18 protein-coding genes are annotated in these 21747 nt (G+C 59.1%); 3 read left to right on the forward strand and 15 right to left on the reverse strand.

What is annotated here, in order from left to right; all coding sequences use genetic code 11:
• Window positions 1-101: 101 nt before the first annotated feature.
• From rpoD to rpsU, 3 genes are all read right to left on the reverse strand, one after another.
• A complete protein-coding gene (rpoD, locus tag ACIQY3_RS26615; RefSeq protein WP_123410550.1) occupies window positions 102-1952 on the reverse strand; it encodes an RNA polymerase sigma factor RpoD in 1851 nt (616 codons plus the stop codon).
• A 67-nt stretch (window positions 1953-2019) separates the two neighbouring features.
• Window positions 2020-3999, reverse strand: a complete 1980-nt coding sequence (gene dnaG / locus ACIQY3_RS26620) for a DNA primase (RefSeq protein WP_403025787.1) — start codon at window positions 3997-3999, stop codon at window positions 2020-2022.
• A gap of 483 nt (window positions 4000-4482) precedes the next feature.
• Window positions 4483-4698, reverse strand: a complete 216-nt coding sequence (gene rpsU, locus ACIQY3_RS26625; protein ID WP_002551877.1) for a 30S ribosomal protein S21 — start codon at window positions 4696-4698, stop codon at window positions 4483-4485.
• Window positions 4699-4897: 199 nt separating this feature from the next.
• Between rpsU and tsaD the strand changes: the two genes are divergently transcribed.
• A complete protein-coding gene (gene tsaD, locus ACIQY3_RS26630; protein WP_054044149.1) occupies window positions 4898-5923 on the forward strand; it encodes a tRNA (adenosine(37)-N6)-threonylcarbamoyltransferase complex transferase subunit TsaD in 1026 nt (341 codons plus the stop codon).
• 35 nt (window positions 5924-5958) lie between these two features.
• Here tsaD and plsY read toward each other — a convergent pair whose 3' ends face one another.
• Entirely contained in the window at window positions 5959-6528 is a 570-nt protein-coding gene (gene plsY / locus ACIQY3_RS26635; RefSeq protein ID WP_403025790.1) for a glycerol-3-phosphate 1-O-acyltransferase PlsY, read from the reverse strand.
• A gap of 74 nt (window positions 6529-6602) precedes the next feature.
• On the opposite strand from plsY, the gene folB reads away from it, so the two are divergent.
• Window positions 6603-6959, forward strand: coding sequence for a dihydroneopterin aldolase (gene folB / locus ACIQY3_RS26640; protein ID WP_403025792.1), 357 nt, complete (start codon window positions 6603-6605; stop codon window positions 6957-6959).
• Complete coding sequence (gene folK, locus ACIQY3_RS26645; RefSeq protein ID WP_403025794.1) at window positions 6950-7477, forward strand: 2-amino-4-hydroxy-6-hydroxymethyldihydropteridine diphosphokinase; 528 nt, start codon at window positions 6950-6952, stop codon at window positions 7475-7477. The genes folB and folK overlap by 10 nt, the downstream gene beginning before the upstream one ends.
• 73 nt (window positions 7478-7550) lie before the next feature.
• On the opposite strand, the gene ACIQY3_RS26650 is transcribed toward folK, so the two are convergent.
• From ACIQY3_RS26650 to ACIQY3_RS26700, 11 genes are all read right to left on the reverse strand, one after another.
• Entirely contained in the window at window positions 7551-8780 is a 1230-nt protein-coding gene (locus ACIQY3_RS26650) for a multifunctional CCA addition/repair protein (protein ID WP_403025796.1), read from the reverse strand.
• A gap of 63 nt (window positions 8781-8843) precedes the next feature.
• Window positions 8844-10406 (reverse strand): SpoVR family protein, encoded by a 1563-nt coding sequence (locus tag ACIQY3_RS26655; protein ID WP_054044145.1) that lies wholly within the window; start codon window positions 10404-10406, stop codon window positions 8844-8846.
• A complete protein-coding gene (locus ACIQY3_RS26660) occupies window positions 10403-11674 on the reverse strand; it encodes a YeaH/YhbH family protein (RefSeq protein ID WP_054616829.1) in 1272 nt (423 codons plus the stop codon). The genes ACIQY3_RS26655 and ACIQY3_RS26660 overlap by 4 nt, the downstream gene beginning before the upstream one ends.
• Window positions 11675-11878: 204 nt before the next feature.
• Window positions 11879-13801, reverse strand: a complete 1923-nt coding sequence (locus tag ACIQY3_RS26665; RefSeq protein WP_054044143.1) for a PrkA family serine protein kinase — start codon at window positions 13799-13801, stop codon at window positions 11879-11881.
• 296 nt (window positions 13802-14097) lie between these two features.
• The gene (gene glpE / locus ACIQY3_RS26670; RefSeq protein ID WP_054044142.1) at window positions 14098-14427 is read right to left on the reverse strand and encodes a thiosulfate sulfurtransferase GlpE; all 330 of its coding nucleotides are present in this window, start codon (window positions 14425-14427) and stop codon (window positions 14098-14100) included.
• 33 nt (window positions 14428-14460) lie between these two features.
• Window positions 14461-15342, reverse strand: coding sequence for a symmetrical bis(5'-nucleosyl)-tetraphosphatase (locus ACIQY3_RS26675; protein ID WP_403025799.1), 882 nt, complete (start codon window positions 15340-15342; stop codon window positions 14461-14463).
• Complete coding sequence (gene apaG / locus ACIQY3_RS26680) at window positions 15342-15722, reverse strand: Co2+/Mg2+ efflux protein ApaG (RefSeq protein WP_054044140.1); 381 nt, start codon at window positions 15720-15722, stop codon at window positions 15342-15344. The genes ACIQY3_RS26675 and apaG overlap by 1 nt, the downstream gene beginning before the upstream one ends.
• A gap of 123 nt (window positions 15723-15845) precedes the next feature.
• On the reverse strand, window positions 15846-16664 hold the full coding sequence (rsmA, locus tag ACIQY3_RS26685; protein WP_123513043.1) for a 16S rRNA (adenine(1518)-N(6)/adenine(1519)-N(6))-dimethyltransferase RsmA: 819 nt from the start codon (window positions 16662-16664) through the stop codon (window positions 15846-15848).
• Complete coding sequence (gene pdxA / locus ACIQY3_RS26690) at window positions 16661-17650, reverse strand: 4-hydroxythreonine-4-phosphate dehydrogenase PdxA (RefSeq protein ID WP_403025803.1); 990 nt, start codon at window positions 17648-17650, stop codon at window positions 16661-16663. Before pdxA ends, rsmA begins: the two co-directional genes overlap by 4 nt.
• On the reverse strand, window positions 17647-18969 hold the full coding sequence (gene surA, locus ACIQY3_RS26695; protein WP_403025804.1) for a peptidylprolyl isomerase SurA: 1323 nt from the start codon (window positions 18967-18969) through the stop codon (window positions 17647-17649). The genes pdxA and surA overlap by 4 nt, the downstream gene beginning before the upstream one ends.
• Window positions 18944-21745 (reverse strand): LPS-assembly protein LptD, encoded by a 2802-nt coding sequence (locus tag ACIQY3_RS26700; RefSeq protein WP_403025807.1) that lies wholly within the window; start codon window positions 21743-21745, stop codon window positions 18944-18946. Before ACIQY3_RS26700 ends, surA begins: the two co-directional genes overlap by 26 nt.
• Window positions 21746-21747 lie beyond the last annotated feature (2 nt).

A 21747-nucleotide genomic window follows, 5' to 3' on the forward strand; every position in this document is an offset into this window, starting at 1 on the left:
GGGAATGTTTCGAGTGTAGACGGGCAATTCGGTGGGGGGGTAGTGCGGGGGATTTAATCTGCATAAAGCAAAACCCCCGGCCTGGGCCGGGGGTTTTGTGATCACTCGTCGAGGAAGGAGCGCAAATGCTCGCTTCTCGTCGGGTGGCGCAGCTTGCGCAGCGCCTTGGCTTCGATCTGACGAATCCGTTCACGGGTCACGTCGAACTGCTTACCAACCTCCTCGAGGGTGTGGTCGGTATTCATGTCGATACCGAAGCGCATGCGCAGAACCTTGGCTTCACGGGCAGTGAGGCCGGAGAGAACTTCGCGAGTCGCTTCTTTAAGGCTCTCAACGGTAGCAACATCGATTGGCGACTGCATGGTCGAGTCTTCGATGAAGTCACCCAAATGGGAGTCTTCGTCATCACCGATCGGGGTTTCCATGGAGATCGGCTCTTTAGCGATCTTCAATACCTTGCGGATCTTGTCCTCAGGCATTTCCATGCGTTCGCCCAGCTCTTCCGGGGTCGGTTCGCGACCCATTTCCTGCAACATCTGCCGGGAAATGCGGTTGAGCTTGTTGATCGTCTCGATCATGTGCACCGGAATACGGATGGTGCGGGCCTGGTCGGCGATCGAGCGAGTGATCGCCTGACGGATCCACCAAGTGGCATAAGTCGAGAATTTGTAGCCGCGGCGGTATTCAAACTTGTCTACCGCTTTCATCAAACCGATGTTGCCTTCCTGGATCAGATCGAGGAATTGCAGGCCACGGTTGGTGTACTTCTTGGCGATGGAGATCACCAGACGCAAGTTCGCTTCAACCATCTCTTTCTTCGCGCGGCGGGCCTTGGCCTCACCGATCGACATGCGACGGTTGATGTCCTTGATCTCGGCAATCGTCAAACCGGTTTCGGTTTGCAGCGCGATCAGCTTTTGCTGGCAACGAATGATGTCCGGTTGCAGGCGACCAATGGCTTCGGCGTATTTGCCTTTGCCTTTGGCCAGGCCATCGGACCAGCTTTCGTCGACTTCATTGCCCGGGAACTGGCGCAGGAAGTCGGCACGCGGCATGCGCGCATCCCGAACGCAGAGCTGCATGATCGCGCGCTCTTGCTGACGCAGACGATCCAGGGCACTGCGAACACGCTCGACCAGGCCTTCGAATTGCTTCGGCACCAGTTTGATCGGCATGAACAGCTCAGCCAGCAGCACCAGTTCGGCAATTGCCGCCTTGTTGCCACGACCGTGCTTCTTCAGCGCCTTGCGGGTGATTTCCATCTGGTCGGAGACAGCGCCAAAACGCTGTGCCGCGATGACCGGATCCGGACCGCTTTCGGCTTCTTCTTCGTCGTCGGTGCTGGCTTCAGCTTCGTCGTCGTCGGTGTCGTCATCCGCTTTCACGGCTTTCGGATCGACAGGCGGCGGCACTTCTGCAGCAGGCGGCGCAATGCCGTCGTCCGGGTCGATATAACCGCTCAGGACGTCGGACAGGCGGCCACCTTCGGTGGTGACGCGAGTGTATTCGGACAGAATGTGGTCAACCGTGCCAGGGAAGTGCGCAATTGCGCCCATCACTTCACGGATGCCCTCTTCAATACGCTTGGCGATTTCAATTTCGCCTTCACGAGTGAGGAGCTCTACCGTACCCATTTCACGCATGTACATGCGCACTGGGTCGGTGGTGCGACCAATGTCGGTCTCGACCGCTGCCAACGCTGCTGCTGCCTCTTCGGCCGCGGCTTCGTCGGTATCGGCGTCGGCCAGCATAAGGGAATCCTTATCTGGCGCAACCTCGAATACGTTGATCCCCATGTCGTTGATCATGCGGATGATGTCTTCCACCTGTTCCGGATCTGAAATATCCTCCGGCAGGTGGTCGTTGACCTCCGCGTAAGTCAGGTAACCCTGCTCACGACCAAGTGTGATCAACTCTTTGATACGAGACTGCTGTTGCGCTTTTCCGGACATAACACCCTATCCACTGAAGGTCTTGGCGGGCAAAAAACAAGCCGAGGATTATACCTGAGCTATGACCTCACGCGCCAGTTGAGGTCGGGGTTGATACAGCCATATTGCGTTTTAATAGGTCGCGCATCTGATTTGCGATCTGATTTGCTTCCTCCGCGGTCAGTCCTGGCTGCCTTGCTTTTCTGATTAGTACTTCCAGGCTATCCGTGTGTTGAGTTGCCGATAACCTAGTAATGGTGTCTAAAAACTGTTGTTCAAGGTTGTCACCGTCAATCAGCCATTCCTTTTCCGCCAGCGCCTTGAGTAAACGACCCTGTTCGGTCCCGTGCCAACGGGCCATTAGCTGAATTGAGTTTAGCTTAGGATTTTTTTGCACCGCCTCGATCAGGGCTACCAGCAACTGAGCGTAGGTGTTGCTCTCATTGGCGAAGTGGTCGGCGGTTTCTACCTTGCCGGCCAGATCCGGGTGATGGATGAGCGTGCGCAATGCGATCAGCGTTGGTGCTTCGACGGCAATCGGCGTGCGCGGGGCACTCGGTTGATCGCGATCGCCGCCACGCTTGCCATTCTTGTCCCAGGGTTTCTTGTCCCATTTCTTGCCGCCGGCGCCGGGCTTCTTCGGCGTCCATTCCGGCTGCGGCGCATACATGTCTTGCGCTTGAGGCTGATGGTAGTCGCTGTAATCCGGCATGGCGTCGTAATCCATGCCCGGATCGTAGGCCGGCGGGGCGTCCTGAGGAGCACTGTGCACCAGTTGACTGACGGCTTCGCCAGTCAGGCCGGTGATTTCAGTCAATCGTTGACGCATCAGAATGCGCAGGTTGGCGCCCGGGACTTTATCGATCAGCGGTGCAGCGAGGGTGGCCATGTGGGCCTTGCCTTCGAGCGAGCGCGGGTCGGATTCTGCGGTTAGCTGTTCAAAGAAATAATCCGCCAGCGGTTGCGCGTGCTGATTGATCCGCGCGCGGAAGGCGTCGGTGCCCTCGGAGCGGACCAGCGTATCCGGGTCTTCGCCCTCGGGCAGGAACAGGAAGCGCGCGCGCCGCCCGTCCTGCAGGCATGGCAGCGCTGCTTCCAGTGCTCGCCACGCGGCGTTGCGGCCAGCCTGGTCGCCGTCGAAACAGAACAAAACGTTGGGCACGACGCGAAACAGTCGCTTCAAGTGCTCTTCGCTGGTGGCGGTGCCCAGGGTCGCGACAGCGTTGCGCAGGCCTTGCTGGGCGAGAGCTATGACGTCCATGTAGCCTTCGACGACGATGATTTCGTCGAGGTTGCGGTTGTTCTTGCGTGCTTCATAGAGGCCGTAGAGTTCCTGGCCTTTATGGAATACCGGGGTTTCCGGTGAGTTCAGGTATTTCGGCTTGTCATCGCCCAATACGCGGCCACCGAAGGCAATGATGCGCCCGCGGCTGTCGCGGATCGGGAACATCACGCGATCGCGGAAGCGGTCATAGCGTTTGCCGGTTTCGGCGTTCTCGATCAGCAGGCCGGCATCGACCATGGCTTTCTGTTGCAGGGTGTCGCTGCTCAAGTGCTTGAACAGATTGTCCCAGCCCGGCGGGGCGAAGCCGAGGCCGAAGTCCCGGGCGATTTCGCCGGTCAGGCCGCGGCCTTTCAAATAATCCACTGCGGCTTTGCGCGATGGGTGGCTTTTCAGCGCCTGCCGGTAAAAATCAGCGGCGGCGGTGAGCAGCGGGTACAGCGGCGAATCGGTCGGCTGCCGCGGTTTGTGCGGGCGGCCGCTTTCTTCGCGGGGGATTTCCATGCCGGCGGCTTTAGCCAGTTCTTCGACAGCCTGGACGAAATCCAGGTTGTCGTGGTCCATCATGAAGCCGAGGGCGTTACCGCCAGCGCCGCAGCCGAAGCAGTAATAGAACTGTTTGTCGGGGCTGACGCTGAAGGACGGGGTTTTCTCTTTGTGGAACGGGCAGCAGGCGGTGTAGTTCTTGCCGGCTTTTTTCATTTGCAGGCGCGAGCTGACCACGTCGACGATGTCGGTGCGGTTCAGAAGGTCGTCAATGAAGCTCTGGGGAATTAGCCCGGCCATGGCGTTCTCGTCATCTGCGCTGAAACGGATCCAAAACGAACGGCGAACGTGCGCGGGTCGTTGCTTGAGGCACACGTAGATGTGGCTCGACCGTTGTCGTCTGCATAATCGCTGTCGGGAAGTGTATCTGCCGAAAATCCACTGACGTTAGTACCATTCAGTATTCGACTATTTGAAAGTGTTGCGCTGAAAATCCGCTACGGCCAATCGATGGCCTCGGATAGCTCAATAAGCGGGCACGCAAGCAGGTGCCTTGGGCTGATCGTCGTAAGAGGAATCAGTGGGTGTGCTCGTCAGTAGCCTTGGAAGGCTCGTCAGAAAAGACGTGCACCGCTGGCAAAAGAGCCAGGTCTGACGCTGTGAAGCAGGTTTGTCCGAGTCGCATCTGCGGCGTAGACGGTGAAGCATCAAGCGTTTTACGCAAATGCCATAAGCCCGGCTGAGGGCCGGGCTTGGCAGAAGCTTGCTACGAACGTCTGTGTATTAGTACAGACGAACGGCGCGGCGCTGTTCGCGCTGTACTTTCTTGGCGTGACGCTTAACAGCGGCTGCTGCTTTGCGCTTACGCTCAGAGGTTGGCTTCTCGTAAAATTCGCGGCTACGAACTTCAGCCAGTACACCGGCTTTTTCGCAGGAGCGCTTGAAACGACGCAGAGCTACGTCGAAGGGTTCGTTCTCTTTTACTTTGACGGCTGGCATCCAGAGCTACCTTCATTCATTACCGGGGTCAACATCCTCGCGGCAAAAGAGCACTTGAAGACGTCGGTTTTTAAGGGTTGCGGATGTTAACTCCTCATCGACCGGAATGCAAAGCCTCTGATCGAAAACCGCTAGTCGGGGCATCCCATGGCGACTATTATGCGCGCCTTCGAATTCAGCCTAAACAAGGCGCAAACCCATGCTAGTACTGGGATTAGAAACCTCCTGCGACGAAACCGGTGTCGCATTATATGACAGTGAACGCGGCCTGCTGGCCGACGCGCTGTTCAGCCAGATCGACCTGCACCGCGCCTATGGCGGTGTGGTGCCGGAGCTGGCCTCCCGTGACCACGTCAAACGCATGCTGCCCTTGATTCGTCAGGTGTTGGCCGAAGCCGGCTGCGTGCCGACCGAGATCGACGCCATCGCGTATACCGCGGGCCCCGGCCTGGTCGGCGCGTTGTTGGTGGGGGCTTCCTGCGCCCAGGCGCTGGCCTTTGCCTGGGGCATTCCGGCCCTCGGCGTGCACCACATGGAAGGTCATTTGCTGGCGCCGATGCTGGAGCCGCAACCGCCCGAATTCCCGTTCGTCGCTTTGTTGGTGTCGGGCGGTCATACGCAACTGGTTCAGGTCGATGGAATCGGCCAATACACGTTGTTGGGCGAAACCCTCGACGATGCCGCCGGCGAAGCGTTCGACAAGACTGCGAAGATGATGGGCCTCAATTATCCGGGTGGTCCGGAAATCGCGCGCCTGGCGGAGCAGGGGGTGGCAGGGCGTTTCACGTTCCCGCGTCCGATGTGCGATCGTCCGGGCCTGGCCTTCAGCTTCAGCGGCTTGAAAACCTTCGCCCTGAACACTTGGCAGCAATGCGTCAGCGCCGGGGACGACAGCGAGCAAGCCCGTTGCGACATCTCGCTGGCGTTCCAGCAAGCCGTGGTGGAGACTTTGACCATCAAGTGCAAGCGCGCCCTGAAAGCGGCTGGGATGAAGCGTCTGGTGATCGCTGGAGGCGTCAGCGCCAACAAGGCACTGCGTACTTCACTGGAAAAAATGCTCGGCGACATGAAGGGCGACGTGTTTTATGCGCGTCCCGAGTTCTGCACCGATAACGGCGCGATGATTGCGTTTGCCGGTTGCCAGCGTTTGCAGGCGGGTCAGCACGAAAGCCTGGCGATCAGCGTGCAGGCACGCTGGCCGATGGAGCAGTTGTCGGCCCTTTGATGACGTGAACGATGAGCGGCGCTCATGTGCGGTATTTAAAAATGCCGTTCGCGCCCTGCAAACAGGTCGCGTAGATTGCCGCGATGCCGCCAGACAATCAGCACCGTGAGTGCGCTCATGGGCAGCAATGCCGCCGGCTCTTGCCAGGCGAGCAGTGGCAGGGTCAGCGGTGTGGCGATCAGCGCCGCCAGTGAGCTGGTGCGGGTCAGGTAGAACGTCAGCAGCCAGGCGCAGACCGCCAGCAGAGCCGCTGGCGGGTAAAGGCCCAGCAACATGCCGGCGGCGGTGGCGACACCTTTGCCGCCGCGAAAGCGGAAGTACAGCGGGAACAGGTGACCGATCACGGCACACACACCGATCCAGGCCTGTTCTTGCAGCGAAAGGCCGGCAACAGCGGCGATCAGCACGGGCAACAGGCCTTTGCACAGGTCGCCGAGCAACGTCAGGATGGCGAGTTTCTTGCCGACCAGGCGCAACATGTTGGTGGCGCCGGCATTGCCCGAGCCACTCATTCGCGGATCCGGGTTTCCGGTCAGGCGGCTGAGCAAAATGGCGAAGGACAGAGAGCCGAGCAGGTAGGCGAGGGTCGCCAATAACCAAAACATGCTAACTATTCCGGGCGAGGACGCCCTGATTCTAACGGCGCATTGCGCCCTTGTCGTGCAGCGGAGAAAAGTGCTTGGACAGAGTGTTTATCGAGGGCCTGGAAGTCGACACCGTGATTGGTGCCTACGACTGGGAGCGAGGCATCCGCCAGTGTCTGCGACTTGACCTGAGCTTCGCCTGGGACAATCGCCCGGCAGCGGCTGGCGACGACCTGACCTTGGCGCTCGACTACGCGAGCGTTTCGGCGCGTATCCAGGCGTTCGCCGAGCAGGCGCAGTTCCAATTGGTCGAGACTTTTGCAGAGCGCTTGGTCGAAGTCCTGATGAGCGAATTCAAGATCACCTGGGTGCGCCTCAAACTGACCAAGCCGGGCGCCGTTCCGGCAGCCACCGGTGGCGTGGGCGTGGAGATCGAGCGCGGATGTCGCTGACTCAGGTGTACCTCGGGCTCGGTAGCAATATCGAGCGCGAAGCCCATTTGCAGGCTGGCCTGGAAGCCCTGGCGGGTTTTCTGGTGGATATCCGCTGCTCGGCGGTGTTCGAAAGCCAGCCGGTGGGGATCAAGAGTGGTCCGTTTTTCAATTTCGTGGTGTCGGCGTTCACTGACCTGCCTCTGATGGAGTTGGATCGCCGATTGAAATTCATCGAGGCGGACAACGGTCGTTATGCGCCGGATCGCAAGGGCTTGCCCCTGGATATCGACGTGCTGTTGTTCGGTGATCTGGTGGGCAACTTCGATGGCTTGATCCTGCCCCGGGCAGAGATCCTGAAAAATGCCTTCGTGTTGTGGCCGTTGTCGCTGATTGCGCCGGATCGGGTTCATCCGGGTGTAGGCAAAAGCTTTGCGACCTTGTGGGGCGAAGCGCAGATTGATCAGGTGTTGGCGCCGGTGGCGTTTGAGTGGCGCGGGGAGTCGTTGACCCCGTCGAATTTGTTGCGGCCCTGCTGACGCTTTCGCGGGCAAGCCCGCTCCCGCAGGTATTGCGAACCTCTTGTGGGAGCGGGCTTGCCCGCGAAGCTTTTCAGCTAGACGCCGCTTCTGTGTAGGCTTTCAACGCTTTAAGTCGCTCGCGCTTGATCGCCTCACCCAGCTCCGGGCCCTTGAATCCTTTCTCCAGCAACGGCTGCACCGCCACGCTCCGCGCCGCATTCGCCGCCCCGCGCAAATAATCCGCCTGTGGATAACTTCTCTGCTCCAGGCCCTTGCGCCCGCGGGCATCCATCTCGCACGCCGCAATAAACTCCTCAAACCGCTGCGGCCGCCGATAGACGTCAAAACTCTGCAGTAACTCCAGCAACGTCGAGGGCTTCAGCTCCAGGGCGCGATGCCCGTGGGTGTGATATTGGCCCACCAGCAGTGCCAGTTCCTGGCAATCCTTCGGTGCCTTGAAGCGTTCGTTGACCGCTTTGATCAGCTTAAGCCCCGTGTGCTCATGGGCGATGTGTCGCGGCCATTCCGCTTCCGGAGTCAGGCCTTTGCCCAAATCATGTAGCAAGCACGCCCAGCGCACTGTCAGCGGTTGTTTGTGCAGCGCCGATTGTTCCAGCACGCTCAAGGTGTGCACGCCGGTATCGATTTCCGGGTGATGGGCTTCCGTTTGTGGGACGCCGAACAGCGCGTCGAGCTCCGGCATCAGCACTTTGAGTGCGCCGCACGCGCGCAGGACTTCGATGAACACCTGCGGTTGATCTTCCATCAGGGCGCGGGAGATTTCCTTCCAGCTACGTTCCGCGGTCAATGCCTCCAGTTCGCCGGAATCGCTGAGCTGGCGCATCAACTCCAGAGTCTCTGGCGCGACGCTGAAACCCAGCGTTGCATAGCGCGCGGCGAAGCGGGCAACGCGCAAGACCCTGAGTGGATCTTCGGCGAATGCGGGGGAAACGTGGCGAAGCAGGCGCGCTTCAAGATCGCGCTGGCCGTGGTAAGGGTCGGTCAGATTCTGCTGATCGTCCTCGGCCATGGCATTGATCGTCAGGTCGCGGCGGATCAGGTCTTCTTCGAGGGTGACTTCGGGGCTGGCGTGGAACGTGAAACCGCCGTAACCGCGTCCGCTTTTGCGTTCGGTCCGGGCGAGGGCGTATTCCTCACCGCTTTTTGGGTGAAGAAACACCGGGAAGTCCGAGCCCGCCGGGCGAAAACCCTTGGCGAGCATTTCTTCGGTGGTGGCGCCTACCACGACCCAGTCGATATCGGTGACAGGCTTGCCCAGCAGGCGATCGCGTACGGCGCCGCCAACTTTATAAATCTGCATAAAAAACCTCCGTTAGCTCGACAGAATAACCGTTGCGTCGAACTTCCGGAGGCAGAAACCAAATCAAAGGTGAATGACAGCCAGGTCCAGCCGACCGTAATCCCCCTCGGCGTGTTCACTTCTGGGCGGCACGTGATGGACTTTCATTACCTGGTCGCCTTGCAGGGTTTCCAGGTGAATGTCGAAGCCCCAGAGCCGATGCAGGTGTTTGAGCACTTCCTCGGTGGATTCGCCCAGCGGTTTTCGGTCGTGTTGCTGGTGACGCAAGGTCAATGAACGGTCGCCGCGTCGATCAATGCTGTAGATCTGCACGTTGGGTTCGCGGTTGCCCAGGTTGTACTGGGCCGCCAGGGTTTCGCGGATGGTCCGGTAGCCGGGTTCATCGTGAATGGCGGGGACCAGCAAGTCGTCCTTCTGATCGTCATCCAGGATGCTGAACAGCTTCAGGTCACGGATTACCTGGGGCGACAGGTATTGCAGGATGAAACTCTCATCCTTGAAGCTGCTCATCGCGAATTTGATGGTCGACAGCCAATCGGTGCCGGCGATTTCCGGGAACCAGCGGTAATCCTCTTCGGTTGGGTGCTCGCACATGCGCCGGATGTCCCGGTACATGGCAAAACCCAAGGCGTAGGGGTTGATGCCGCTGTAGTAAGGGCTGTCGAAGCCCGGCTGCATGACCACGCTGGTGTGGGACGTCAGGAACTCCATCATGAAACCGTCGGTGACCAGGCCTTCGTCGTACAGGTCGTTCATCAGCGTGTAGTGCCAGAACGTGGCCCAGCCTTCGTTCATCACCTGGGTCTGGCGTTGCGGGTAGAAATACTGGGCGATCTTACGCACGATCCGCACGATTTCCCGTTGCCACGGTTCCAGCAGCGGCGCGTGTTTTTCGATGAAGTACAGGATGTTTTCCTGAGGTTCGGCGGGGAAGCGTGCGTTGTCCTTGTCGCTGTACTTGTCCGCGCCTTTTGGAATGGTGCGCCACAAATCGTTGATCTGTTTCTGCAGATGTTCTTCACGATCCTTCTGCCGACGACGTTCTTCTTCGGCGGAAATCGGATACGGGCGTTTGTAACGGTCAACGCCGTAGTTCATCAGGGCGTGGCAGGAGTCGAGCAGGTCTTCCACCGCGTCGATGCCGTGGCGCTCCTCGCATTGCATGATGTACTGCTTGGCGAACACCAGGTAATCGATGATCGAACTGGCGTCGGTCCAGGTGCGGAACAGGTAATTGCCCTTGAAGAAGCTGTTGTGGCCATAGCAGGCATGCGCCACTACCAGCGCCTGCATGCAGATGGTGTTTTCTTCCATCAGGTAGGCGATGCACGGGTCCGAGTTGATCACGATCTCGTAGGCCAGGCCCATCTGACCGCGGGTGTAGGATTTCTCGGTGCTCAGGAAGTGTTTGCCGTAGGACCAATGGTGATAACCCAAGGGCATGCCGACGGAGGCGTAGGCGTCCATCATCTGCTCGGCGGTGATCACTTCGATCTGGTTGGGGTACGTATCCAGGGCATAACGGGCCGCCAGGCGACTGATTTCCTTGTCATAGGCCTGGATCAGCTCGAATGTCCATTCGGAGCCGGTGGAAATGGGTTGGCGCTTCTGCTCTTTGGCGGTCATGTCACTAACCTGCGCTGGAAGAGTTCACGGAAGACCGGGTAGATATCCCCGGCCGAGACCAGTTGCTGCTGGGCAAAAGTGTCAGAGAAGGCTTCGGCGATGCGTTCGTATTCGAACCACAGGGCCTGGTGTTCGCGTGGGGTGATCTCAACGTAAGTGTAGTACTGCACAAACGGCATGATCTGGTTGATCAGGATGTCACGGCAGATCGGCGAGTCGTCGTTCCAGTTGTCACCGTCGGAAGCCTGGGCCGCGTAGATGTTCCACTCGTTGCTCGGATAACGCTCGGCCATGATCTCCTGCATCAGTTTCAAGGCGCTGGAAACGATGGTGCCGCCGGTTTCCCGTGAATAGAAAAACTCTTCCTCGTCCACTTCGCGGGCACTGGTGTGGTGGCGGATGAACACGACGTCGATCTTGTCGTAGTTACGCTTGAGAAACAGGTAAAGCAGGATGAAAAAGCGCTTGGCGATGTCCTTGGTCGCCTGGGTCATCGAGCCGGACACGTCCATCAGGCAGAACATCACCGCTTTGGAGCTGGGGTTGGGCTGCTTGATGAGCAAGTTGTACTTGAGGTCGAAAGTATCAAGGAACGGCACCCGGTGAATCCGCGCGCTGAGTTTTTCGATTTCCGCTTCGATTTCCTGGATATCGCCGAAGTTGTCCGGCTCTTCCCGTTTAAGTCGGGCCAGTTCCTCTTTGGCGTCCCGTAGCCGCGCACGGCTGCTGCCGGACAGGGCGATGCGCCGGGCGTGTGCCGAGCGCAGAGTACGGATGATGTTGATCCGCGACGGGTTGCCCTCGTTGCTGATGCCGGCGCGAACGGTCTTGAAGGTGTCGGTGCCGGTCAGGTTGCGCTTGACCAGGTTCGGCAGTTCGAGGTCCTCGAACATGAATTCGAGGAATTCCTCCTGGGTGATCTGGAAGACGAATTCATCCATGCCTTCGCCAGAGTTGCCGGCCTTGCCTGGGCCTCTGCCGCCGCCACCTCCGGGTGGACGGGCAATGTGCTCGCCGCTGGTGAATTCCTTGTTGCCCGGATGCACAACGGTCTGCTTGCCGCCGCGGCCGTGGTGAAGCACCGGCTCGTCAATGTCGCGGCCGGGAATGCTGATTTGTTCGCCATGTTCCATATCCGTAATGGAACGCCGGCTGACCGCCTCTTCGACGGCCTTCTTGATGTGATCACGGTAACGCCGCAGGAACCGCTGGCGGTTCACCGTGCTCTTGTTCTTGCCATTGAGACGTCGGTCGATCACATAGCTCATGACTGCTCCTTAGAAGCTGTCCTGAAAGGGGCGAGCGGTTATGCAGCATCGGACCGGTGCCAAGGGATGATCACGCTCCCCCAAGCGCTGTTGGATACTGCTTGAACCTCGTTACCGACTTTCGAACACCTTCCAGAGGTCTGTGTAACAGAAAAACCGTGCACAGGCCTCTGGCTGACGACAACCGGTCTGACCGGCAGCGGGTTACTGTGATTTTCTGACCCGCAGATACCACTCGGACAGCAGTCGTACCTGTTTGTCGGTGTAGCCGCGCTCGACCATCCTTGTGACGAAGTCGTTGTGCTTCTGCTGATCCTCTTTGCTGGCCTTGGCATTGAAGCTGATGACCGGCAGCAGGTCCTCGGTGTTGGAGAACATTTTCTTCTCGATAACCACCCGCAGTTTTTCGTAGCTGAGCCAGGTCGGGTTCTTGCCGTTGTTGTTGGCGCGGGCACGCAGCACGAAGTTGACGATTTCGTTGCGGAAATCCTTCGGATTGCTGATGCCGGCCGGTTTTTCGATTTTCTCCAGCTCTTCGTTCAGGGCTACGCGGTTGAGGATTTCGCCGGTTTCCGGGTCGCGGTATTCCTGGTCCTGGATCCAGAAGTCGGCGTACAGCACGTAGCGATCGAAGATGTTCTGGCCGTACTCGCTGTAAGACTCGAGGTAGGCGGTCTGGATCTCCTTGCCGATGAATTCGATATAACGCGGCGCCAGGTATTCCTTGAGGAAGCGAAGGTAGCGCTCGCGGGTCTCGGCCTGGAATTGTTCCTGTTCGATCTGTTGTTCCAGCACGTAGAGCAGGTGCACCGGGTTGGCGGCGATTTCGTGCGGATCGAAGTTGAAGACCTTCGACAGGATCTTGAACGCGAACCGGGTCGACAGGCCGTTCATGCCTTCATCCACACCAGCGTTATCGCGGTACTCCTGGATCGACTTGGCTTTCGGATCGGTGTCCTTGAGGTTCTCGCCGTCATACACGCGCATCTTGGAGTAGATGTTCGAGTTTTCCGGTTCTTTAAGACGCGAGAGCACGGTGAACTGGGCGAGCATTTTCAGGGTGTCGGGCGCGCAATGGGCCTTGGCCAGCGAGCTGTTGAACAGCAGCTTGTCGTAGATCTTCACTTCGTCGCTGACCCGCAGGCAGTACGGCACTTTGACGATGTAGATCCGGTCGATGAACGCTTCGTTGTTCTTGTTGTTACGGAAGGTGTGCCACTCCGATTCGTTGGAGTGAGCCAGCAGGATTCCGGTGAACGGAATCGCGCCCAGGCCTTCGGTACTGTTGTAGTTGCCTTCCTGGGTGGCGGTCAGCAGTGGGTGCAGCACCTTGATCGGTGCCTTGAACATTTCGACGAATTCCATCAGACCCTGGTTGGCCCGGCACAGCGCACCCGAGTAGCTGTAGGCGTCTGCGTCGTTTTGCGGGAATTCTTCCAGTTTACGGATATCGACCTTGCCCACCAGCGCCGAGATGTCCTGGTTGTTTTCATCCCCAGGCTCGGTCTTGGCCACGGCGATCTGGTTGAGGATCGACGGATAGAGTTTCACCACCCGGAACTGGCTGATGTCGCCGCCGAATTCGGCCAGGCGTTTGGTCGCCCAAGGCGACATGATGGTGTTGACGTAGCGCCGTGGAATGCCGAAGTCTTCCTCGAGGATCGCGCCATCTTCAGTGGCGTTGAACAGACCCAGGGGCGACTCGAATACCGGGGAGCCCTTGATCGCGTAGAAGGGCACTTTCTCGATCAGCTGTTTGAGCTTCTCGGCCAGGGACGATTTACCGCCGCCGACGGGACCGAGCAGGTAGAGAATTTGTTTCTTCTCTTCCAGGCCTTGGGCCGCATGGCGGAAATACGACACGATCTGGTCGATGCATTCTTCCATCCCGTGGAAGTCTTCAAAGGCCGGATAGCGGCGGATCACCTTGTTGGAAAAGATTCGCGACAGTCTCGAGTTGGCCGAGGTGTCGAGCAGCTCCGGTTCTCCGATGGCCAGCAGCAAACGCTCGGCGGCGGAAACGTAGGCGCTGCGGTCCTTTTTACACAGCTCCAGATACTCTTGCAGCGAGAGTTCTTCCTGGCGTGTGGACTCGAAGCGTTGTTGGAAGTGGCTAAAGATACTCATGACGTCACCTCGCTCGATACGTGGAGCCGACGCCGGATCACTCAGTCGATGCTGGCAGCAACCGAATAGTCAGTTGCTGTTTACCCCCCAGAACTCTTTCGAAGCTGACTACCCCGAAAGCTACTCCCGATGATCCGCGCGCCGGTGTACCGGCTCTCCCCTGTTTTGGATGGCCTGCGCTTAAGGATAGTTGCTTATTCGGGAGGTAAAGGCGAGATACGTAATTAGTTGTGGCAGACCGTTCGTCTGCCACCGCGCGAGCCCACGGGGGCCGGGGCTTGCGCGTTACAAAAATATTATTCGGAAGTGCCTTGCGCCGTTTCCGCGGGATAAGTCGTGCGCCACAGCTCAAAACCGCCATCCATGCTGTAGACGTCGGAGAAGCCCTGGCTGATCAGGTACGCCGCCGCGCTCTGGCTTGAATTGCCGTGATAGCAGACTACGACCGTCGGTGCATCCAGGTCGGCGGCGCGGATGAAATCCGAGATGGACACGTTATCCAGATGCTTCGAGCCTGCGATGTGCAGCGCGGCGTACGTTTGCGGATCGCGGACATCGACCACCACTGCGCCTTGTTCGCGCAGGGCCTGGGCCTGTTCTGGGGGGATACGTTTGAATTCGCTCATGGCGGGCTCCTGTGGCTCGGCTGAAAGCGCAGTCTAGCGCTGGGCGCTGGCTGACGTTTGTTCGGGAATAAGTGGGGCGACTGACGGCTGGGCGTGGCCTTGCTCGTCGCATTTGCAACTCAGGCGCTCAAGGGTGTCGACATTCATCAGGGTCATCGCGCCGCCCCAGACACAACCGGTGTCGAGGGCGAAGATGCCGGGCTCGTCACACTTGCCTTCAAGGGCTGCCCAATGACCGAAGATGATCTTCAGGCCTTTGGTCTTGCGTTCCTTGTACTTGAACCACGGGGCGTAACCCGGTGGCGCGGTGTCGACGCCTTCCTTGCCCTTGAGGTCGAGCTTGCCTTCGCTGGTGCAGAAGCGCATGCGGGTGAAATAGTTGGTGATCACCCGCAAGCGATCCACGCCGGTGAGGTCACTGCTCCATTTGGTCGGCTCGTTGCCGTACATACCATCCAGATACGGCGGGAACAGGTTGTCGTCACGCAGGGCGGCTTCGACTTCACCGGCGCATTTCAAGGCTTTGCGCAGCGACCATTGTGGCGGTATGCCGGCATGGACGAGGGCGATGTCGCGCTGTTCGTCGTAGTGCATGAGTTTTTGCTGACGCAGCCACTCCAGCAGTTCCGCGCGATCAGGCGCTTCAAGGATTTCGCGCAGGGTGTCGTTTTTCTTCAAGCGTTCGATGTTATGCCCGGCAGCCAGCAAGTGCAGATCGTGGTTGCCGAGCACGCACACCAGCGATTCGCGGAGGCTATAGAGGAAGCGCAGGGTTTCCAGCGACTGCGGCCCGCGGTTGACCAGATCGCCCACCAGCCACAGTTTGTCCTGGGCAGGGTCGAAGGCCACTTGCTTGAGCAGGCATTGCAGCGGTTCGAGGCAGCCTTGCAGGTCGCCGACGGCATACGTTGCCATCAGTGCAGGGCTCCGGGCACCGCCAGGCGGAATGGCGCGATCACGGCATCGAAGTGCTTGCCGTCATCGGCGATCATTTCGTAGGTACCCTGCATGGTGCCGACCCGGGTGGTCATTACCGTGCCGCTGCTGTAGGTGTGATTTTCACCGGCCTGGATCAGTGGCTGCAAGCCCACCACGCCAGCACCGCGAACCTCTTCCACATGCCCGTCGCCGTCGGTGATGACCCAGTGCCGCGACAACAGCTTGGCCGGTAGCTCGCCATTGTTGTGCACGGTGATGGTGTAGGCGAAGGCAAAGCGGTTGTGCTCGGGTTGCGATTGTTCTGCCAGATAGCGAGTGACGACGCTGACGTCGACCTGATAACGAGGATCGGACATGCAAGAGGCCTTAAAAACGAAGCGGGACGCGGGGCGTAGCTGATGTGATTCAGTCTAGGCCAAGTATCGGGTAGTAAACCAGACATCGCGTCTGGCGTCCTACCCGATCACGCTCATCGGCTATCAGTCGGCGGCGGGCGCCTGCAGGACTTGCTCGCTGAGCTTGTCGGCCAGGCGCACGAAAGCGGCCAGGTCGAGCTGCTCGGGGCGCAGGCTGCCATCGACGCCGGCGGCTTCGATTTCATCGTTGCTCAGCAGCAACTTGAGGGTATTGCGCAGGGTCTTGCGGCGCTGGTTGAAGGCTTCGCGCACTACGCGCTCCAGCAACTTGTGATCCTTGGCCGGGTGCGGCAGTACGTCGTGAGGCACCAGGCGCACGATGGCCGAATCGACTTTCGGCGGCGGATTGAACGCGCCCGGGCCGACGTTGAACAGATGCTCGACCCGGCAATGGTACTGAACCATGATCGACAGGCGACCCCAGTCACCACCGCCAGGACCCGCCGCCAGACGCTCGACCACTTCCTTTTGCAGCATGAAGTGCATGTCGCGAATGATGCCGGCGTTGTTCAGCAGGTGAAAAATCAGCGGCGTGGAGATGTTGTACGGCAGGTTACCGACCACACGCAGGCTGTTCGGCGCGGCGTTCAGGCTGTTGAAGTCGAACTTCAACGCGTCGCCCTGATGCAGGTTGAAGTTGTCCTTGCCGGCGAATTGCTGGTTGAGGATCGGGATCAGGTCTTTATCCAGCTCCACCACGTCCAGTTGTGCGCCGCTGTTGAGCAGGCCTTGGGTCAGTGCACCCTGGCCCGGGCCGATTTCCAGCAGGCGGTCTTCGGGCTTGGCGCGGATGGCGCGCAGGATGCGGTCGATAACGCCGGCATCGTGCAGGAAGTTCTGGCCAAAGCGTTTGCGCGCCTTGTGTTGGTAGTGCTCGGTCATAAACGGGTCTCGGCCATCTGGTAGGCGGTTTCCAGGGCGACTTGCAGGCTGCCGGTGTCGATTTTGCCGCTACCGGCCAGGTCCAGGGCTGTGCCGTGGTCCACCGATGTGCGGATGATCGGCAAGCCGAGGGTCACGTTGACTGCCGCGCCGAAGCCTTTGTACTTCAGCACCGGCAGGCCCTGGTCGTGGTACATCGCCAGCACCGCGTCGCAGTGCTCCAGATATTTGGGGGTAAACAGAGTGTCGGCGGGCAGGGGGCCCCGAAGGTCCATGCCTTCGCCGCGCAGACGCTCTAAGGTGGGTTCGATGATGTCGATTTCTTCATGGCCCAGGTGTCCGCCTTCACCGGCGTGGGGGTTGAGCCCGCAAACCAGGATGCGAGGCTGGGCAATGCCGAATTTTTCTTGCAGGTCGCTGTGCAGAATCCGCGTGACCCGTTCCAGACGCTCCGGGGTGATCGCGTCGGCAATCTCCCGAAGGGGCAGGTGAGTGGTGACCAGTGCCACGCGCAATCCGCGGGTGGCGAGCATCATCACCACTTGTGCGGTATGGGTCAGGTCGGCGAGAAATTCCGTGTGCCCGGAAAAGGCGATCCCGGATTCATTGATTACGCCTTTGTGCACCGGCGCAGTGATCATTCCGGCGAAATCCCCGTCCATGCAGCCTTGGCCGGCACGGGTCAGGGTTTCCAGGACGAACGCCGCATTGGCCTTGTCCAGTTGCCCGGCGGTGACCTTGGCGTTGAGCGGGGTATCCCAGACATAAAGGCTGTCGGCCGGTGCAGGAGCGTCCGGCCAGTTGTCCGGGGTGACCGGCAACAGGTCGACGACCACACCCAGCTGCGCGGCCCGCTCGATGAGCAGGTCGCGGCTGGTAATGGCTATCAGGGGATGTGGCTGGGCTTGCGAGGCGAGCAGCAGGCACAGGTCAGGACCTATGCCGGCCGGTTCGCCGGGTGTCAGCGCGAAACGCTTGGGTTTCACTGCGCTGCCTGGTCTGCACCAGGGAGTTTGATCTCTACGTACGCTTCGTCACGGATCTGACGCAGCCAGGTTTGCAGCTCTTCGTCGTATTTGCGGTTACGCAGTACGGTCATCGCTTGCTGCTCACGGGCCTGGGTGGTGCTGTCAGTGGCGCGACGGCCAAGGACTTCCAGAACGTGCCAGCCATATTGGGTCTTGAACGGCCTGGACAGCTGACCTTGCGGGGTCTTGGCCATCACTTCGCGGAACTCAGGCACCAGGGCGTTCGGGTCGATCCAGTTCAGGTCGCCGCCGTTGAGGGCAGAACCCGGATCTTCCGAGAAGTTTTTCGCCAGCTCGCCAAAGTCTTCGCCCGCTTCGATACGGGTGTAGAGCGATTGGGCCAGGGCCTTGGTTTTTTCTTCGTCGCGAATCGGGCTTGGTTTGACCAGGATGTGACGGACATGCACTTCGTCACGCATCTGGGTCTCGCCACCACGTTTCTCGAGGATCTTCAGAATAATGAAGCCGCCCGGGGTGCGCATTGGCTGGGTGATGTCGCCAACTGCCATGGTGCTCAGCATGCGATCGAATGGAGGTGGCAATTGAGCCGCTTTGCGGAAGCCCATGTCGCCGCCTTCCAGTGCGGTTTCGCTGGCGGATTTGGCGATAGCCAACTGACCGAAGTCAGCGCCTTGCTTGAGTTGCTGGTAAACCGCGTCCGCTTGTTTGGATGCAGCCTGAATCGCGTCGGAGTTGGCGCTTTCCGGCGTAGGGATCAGGATGTTGGCCAGGCGAAACTCTTCGGACAGCTGCATTTTGCCCAGGTCGGAAGCGAGGAAGTTCTTCACTTCCTGCTCGGACACCTGGATGCGCTCGGCCACACGACGTTGACGCACACGGCTGATGATCATTTCGCGACGAATCTGGTCACGGGCGTCGTCATAAGACAGACCGTCGTGGGCCAGGGCGGCGCGGAATTGATCAATCGACATGTTATTGCGCTGGGCAATGGTGCCGACGGCCTGGTTCAGTTCTTCATCAGTAATGCGGATGCCTGAGCGTTCGCCGATCTGCAATTGCAGGTTTTCGACGATCAGGCGTTCCAGTACCTGCTGATCCAGCACGCTGGTCGGCGGCACGGCGGCGCCGCGCTTGGCGATGGTTTGCTGGACTTCGTGGACCCGTTGATCCAGTTGGCTTTGCATGACCACGTCGTTATCGACGATGGCCACCACCTTATCGATGGACTGTACCGCGGCGTTAGCCGCAGTACCCAGGAACAGCGCGCCCAGCACTAGCGGGCGCAGACAATCAGAAAGCTTGGTCTTCACGTTCACGATAACCTTGAATGCCTTTGTCGAGGAAGCTCTCTACTTTGGCGCCGGTGAGGCCGCCGAGTCCCTTCAGAACAATTTGGAGGAATATGCCGCGGTCGCCTTTTTCGTTTTGCGGGGCCTCTTGACTGAATTCGTCATAGGAAACCCAGTAACGGTTAATCAGGCGCATTTTCCAGCAGCAGTTGTCGTACTCGAAACCACCGAAGGCTTCCAGGGTACGGTTGCGGTTGTAGTCATACTGCCAGCGGCTGATCACGCTCCATTGCGGCACGATCGGCCAGATTACCGAGAAGTCGTGCTGTTGGATCTTGTAGTAGTCCTTCACGAAGCCTGGTTGGCCTTCGACGCCATAGTCGCCGCCGCCCACGGTCCATTTACCGGTGTTCTGGTCGTAACGAACCTGGTCGTTGCGATAGCGATAACCGGCGTTGATAACCTTGTTCGGGTTGTCTTCAGGCTGGTAGTGGAACATCGCGCTACCCGAACGCGGGCTGCGGCTGTCCGGGTCCCAGTTGTAGTCGGCGGTGGTGCGCCAATCGCGGTTCCAGCGATATTCGTATTCCAGTGCGTAAGGCGAAACGTTGGCGTGTGCATCGTCGCGGGTTTTTGCTTCAATACCCGGCAACTGGACTTCGCGGTCTTTGAAGTACATGGCCTGGCCGACGCTGATGCGCTGACGCTCGAAACCATCTTCTTCAATCCAGCGGTTGGTAATGCCCAGGGACAGTTTGTTTTCGTCGCCTACACGGTCGGTACCGGAGAAACGATTGTCGCGGAACAGAGACGCATAGTTGAAGGTGTACTCGCCAGTGTCGAACACTGGGATGTCTTCCTGGTCAACTTCTGGAACATAGAGATAGAACAGGCGTGGCTCAAGAGTCTGGCGGTAGTTCTTGCCGAACCATTGGGTATTGCGGTCGAAGTACAGGCCGCTGTCGATGCTGGCAATCGGTACGCCACGGTTCTGATTGCTGTCGAAGGTGCCGTTGATCTTATCCTGTTCCGCGCTCTGCGCCGCAATGTCGCTTTTGCCCTTGCCATCAAGATCGAGTTGGTACTGGGTGTATTGATACTTGAGCGTTGGTTTAAGGAAACCATACGACCAGTTCAGCGGCAGGCTGACTGCCGGCGCCAGGTTCAGGCGATCACCGGTGGCACGCGCGAGACCGGCAACGTGGGTATCCAGGCGGTCCGACACATTGCCGTCTTCATCTGTGTAGGTGCCGTTCTTGAGATCCCGATCAAACCGGACGATTTCGGTGTTGTATTCGAAATTCAATCCACCCGGATGATCCGGCAATGCACCATTGAAGGTGATTTGCGGCAAGCGATCGTATGGCGTAATGGCCGAAACCGTCGCCAGTTGATAGGCCGTGGCGCTTAGCGTCGCGGCGTAGTTATCGCCACGATAGATGACGGCACCCTGCTGGGTGACATAGTCCTGGCTTTTAATGCCAATCTGATCGGTCTGCAGATCCTGGAAGTAGTAAGGATCGCTGATCTTGGTGTAATCGACTTGCGTATAGATACGCGAATCCAGGCCACCCTTGTGCTGCCAGTTGTACATGTAGCGAGTTTTTGCCGAATCGGTCTGCTTGTCACGATCACTGCTTTCGTCGTTCAGATAGGCAGCACCGAACTGACCTTCGCTGGACTTGGTCAGGTAGCGGAACTCGCCTTCCATCAACAGGCCGTGCTTGCTCATGTAACGCGGATACAACGTGGCATCGTAGTTCGGTGCCAGGTTGAAGTAGTACGGCGTGACCAGCAACAGGCCGGTATCGCTGCCGGCGCCGATGGTCGGCGGCAGGAAACCTGACTGGCGACGATCGTCGATCGGGAAGTAGATGTACGGCGTGTACAGGACCGGAATGTCCTTGACCCGCAGCGTTACGTTGGTCGCGGTACCGAAACCGGTCGCCGGGTTCAAGGTGATGTTGTTGCCCTTGAGCTGCCAGGCGTTACTGTTCGGCTCGCACGTGGTGTACGTACCATCCTTGAGGCGGATGATCGCGTTCTCGGCACGTTTGGCGTACAGCGCGTTACCGCGGATACGGGATTTGTGCATCACGTATTCGGCGTTATCGACCTTGGCTTCACCGGTGTCGAGCTGCACGTCGGCGTGGTCGCCCACGAGCAGTGCGCCGTTGTCGCGAATACGCACGTTGCCGCTCAGTTCGCCGCGGCTCTCGGCCTGGTACAGGCTGGCCTCATCGGCCTCGGCCTGCATGCTGCCCTGACGCAAGACCACGTCACCCGCGAGGGTGCCGATCTGATCTTCGGTGTTATAGCGGGAAGCTTTGGCGCCGATAAAGGTCGGAGCGTCACTTTTATTCGTCTTGTCATTCATGCCAGGACGAATTGGTTCGATATAGGAACCAGAGCAGTAAGGACCGGTTTCGGCCAACTGCGCAGCAGTGAGCTTCTCGCGCGGAACCCAGTCGAGGTGACTGTAGTCTGCGCTACGGGACTTCAGGCCGCGGCCCTTGGACTCGGTGACTAGCACAGGCTTGGCGCCAGCGTCTTCGCTGGAGCCGTTCTGGGCCGGAGCTTCACCGTTCGCGGTGACTGCTGCGCTGCCGTCATGGACGGGCCGCGGCGGCAATGCAGCTGCCGGCGACTTGGGCGCACAGTCCCAGGCACCCGAAGCAGAGACTGAGCAGTCATACTGTTCCGCGGCGACCACGTAGGAAGTGGCTAGGGGTTGCAGGGCCAGCAGACTGCCGGTAACCAACAACGGAAATTTTTTACGAAACGCGGGGGATTTCAATGCCATCT

This window comes from Pseudomonas sp. NPDC096950, from assembly GCF_044762525.1.
GTDB lineage: Bacteria > Pseudomonadota > Gammaproteobacteria > Pseudomonadales > Pseudomonadaceae > Aquipseudomonas.

Coding starts and splice junctions, on each gene's coding strand:
- ACIQY3_RS26675 (WP_403025799.1), bottom strand. CDS start 15,342: ATGGCAACGTATGCCGTCGGCGACCTGCAAGGCTGCCTCGAACCGCTG.
- apaG (WP_054044140.1), bottom strand. CDS start 15,722: ATGTCCGATCCTCGTTATCAGGTCGACGTCAGCGTCGTCACTCGCTAT.
- dnaG (WP_403025787.1), bottom strand. CDS start 3,999: ATGGCCGGGCTAATTCCCCAGAGCTTCATTGACGACCTTCTGAACCGC.
- ACIQY3_RS26650 (WP_403025796.1), bottom strand. CDS start 8,780: ATGCAGATTTATAAAGTTGGCGGCGCCGTACGCGATCGCCTGCTGGGC.
- plsY (WP_403025790.1), bottom strand. CDS start 6,528: ATGTTTTGGTTATTGGCGACCCTCGCCTACCTGCTCGGCTCTCTGTCC.
- ACIQY3_RS26665 (WP_054044143.1), bottom strand. CDS start 13,801: ATGAGTATCTTTAGCCACTTCCAACAACGCTTCGAGTCCACACGCCAG.
- rpoD (WP_123410550.1), bottom strand. CDS start 1,952: ATGTCCGGAAAAGCGCAACAGCAGTCTCGTATCAAAGAGTTGATCACA.
- tsaD (WP_054044149.1), top strand. CDS start 4,898: ATGCTAGTACTGGGATTAGAAACCTCCTGCGACGAAACCGGTGTCGCA.
- ACIQY3_RS26700 (WP_403025807.1), bottom strand. CDS start 21,745: ATGGCATTGAAATCCCCCGCGTTTCGTAAAAAATTTCCGTTGTTGGTT.
- ACIQY3_RS26655 (WP_054044145.1), bottom strand. CDS start 10,406: ATGACCGCCAAAGAGCAGAAGCGCCAACCCATTTCCACCGGCTCCGAA.
- glpE (WP_054044142.1), bottom strand. CDS start 14,427: ATGAGCGAATTCAAACGTATCCCCCCAGAACAGGCCCAGGCCCTGCGC.
- folK (WP_403025794.1), top strand. CDS start 6,950: ATGTCGCTGACTCAGGTGTACCTCGGGCTCGGTAGCAATATCGAGCGC.
- rpsU (WP_002551877.1), bottom strand. CDS start 4,698: ATGCCAGCCGTCAAAGTAAAAGAGAACGAACCCTTCGACGTAGCTCTG.
- rsmA (WP_123513043.1), bottom strand. CDS start 16,664: ATGACCGAGCACTACCAACACAAGGCGCGCAAACGCTTTGGCCAGAAC.
- ACIQY3_RS26660 (WP_054616829.1), bottom strand. CDS start 11,674: ATGAGCTATGTGATCGACCGACGTCTCAATGGCAAGAACAAGAGCACG.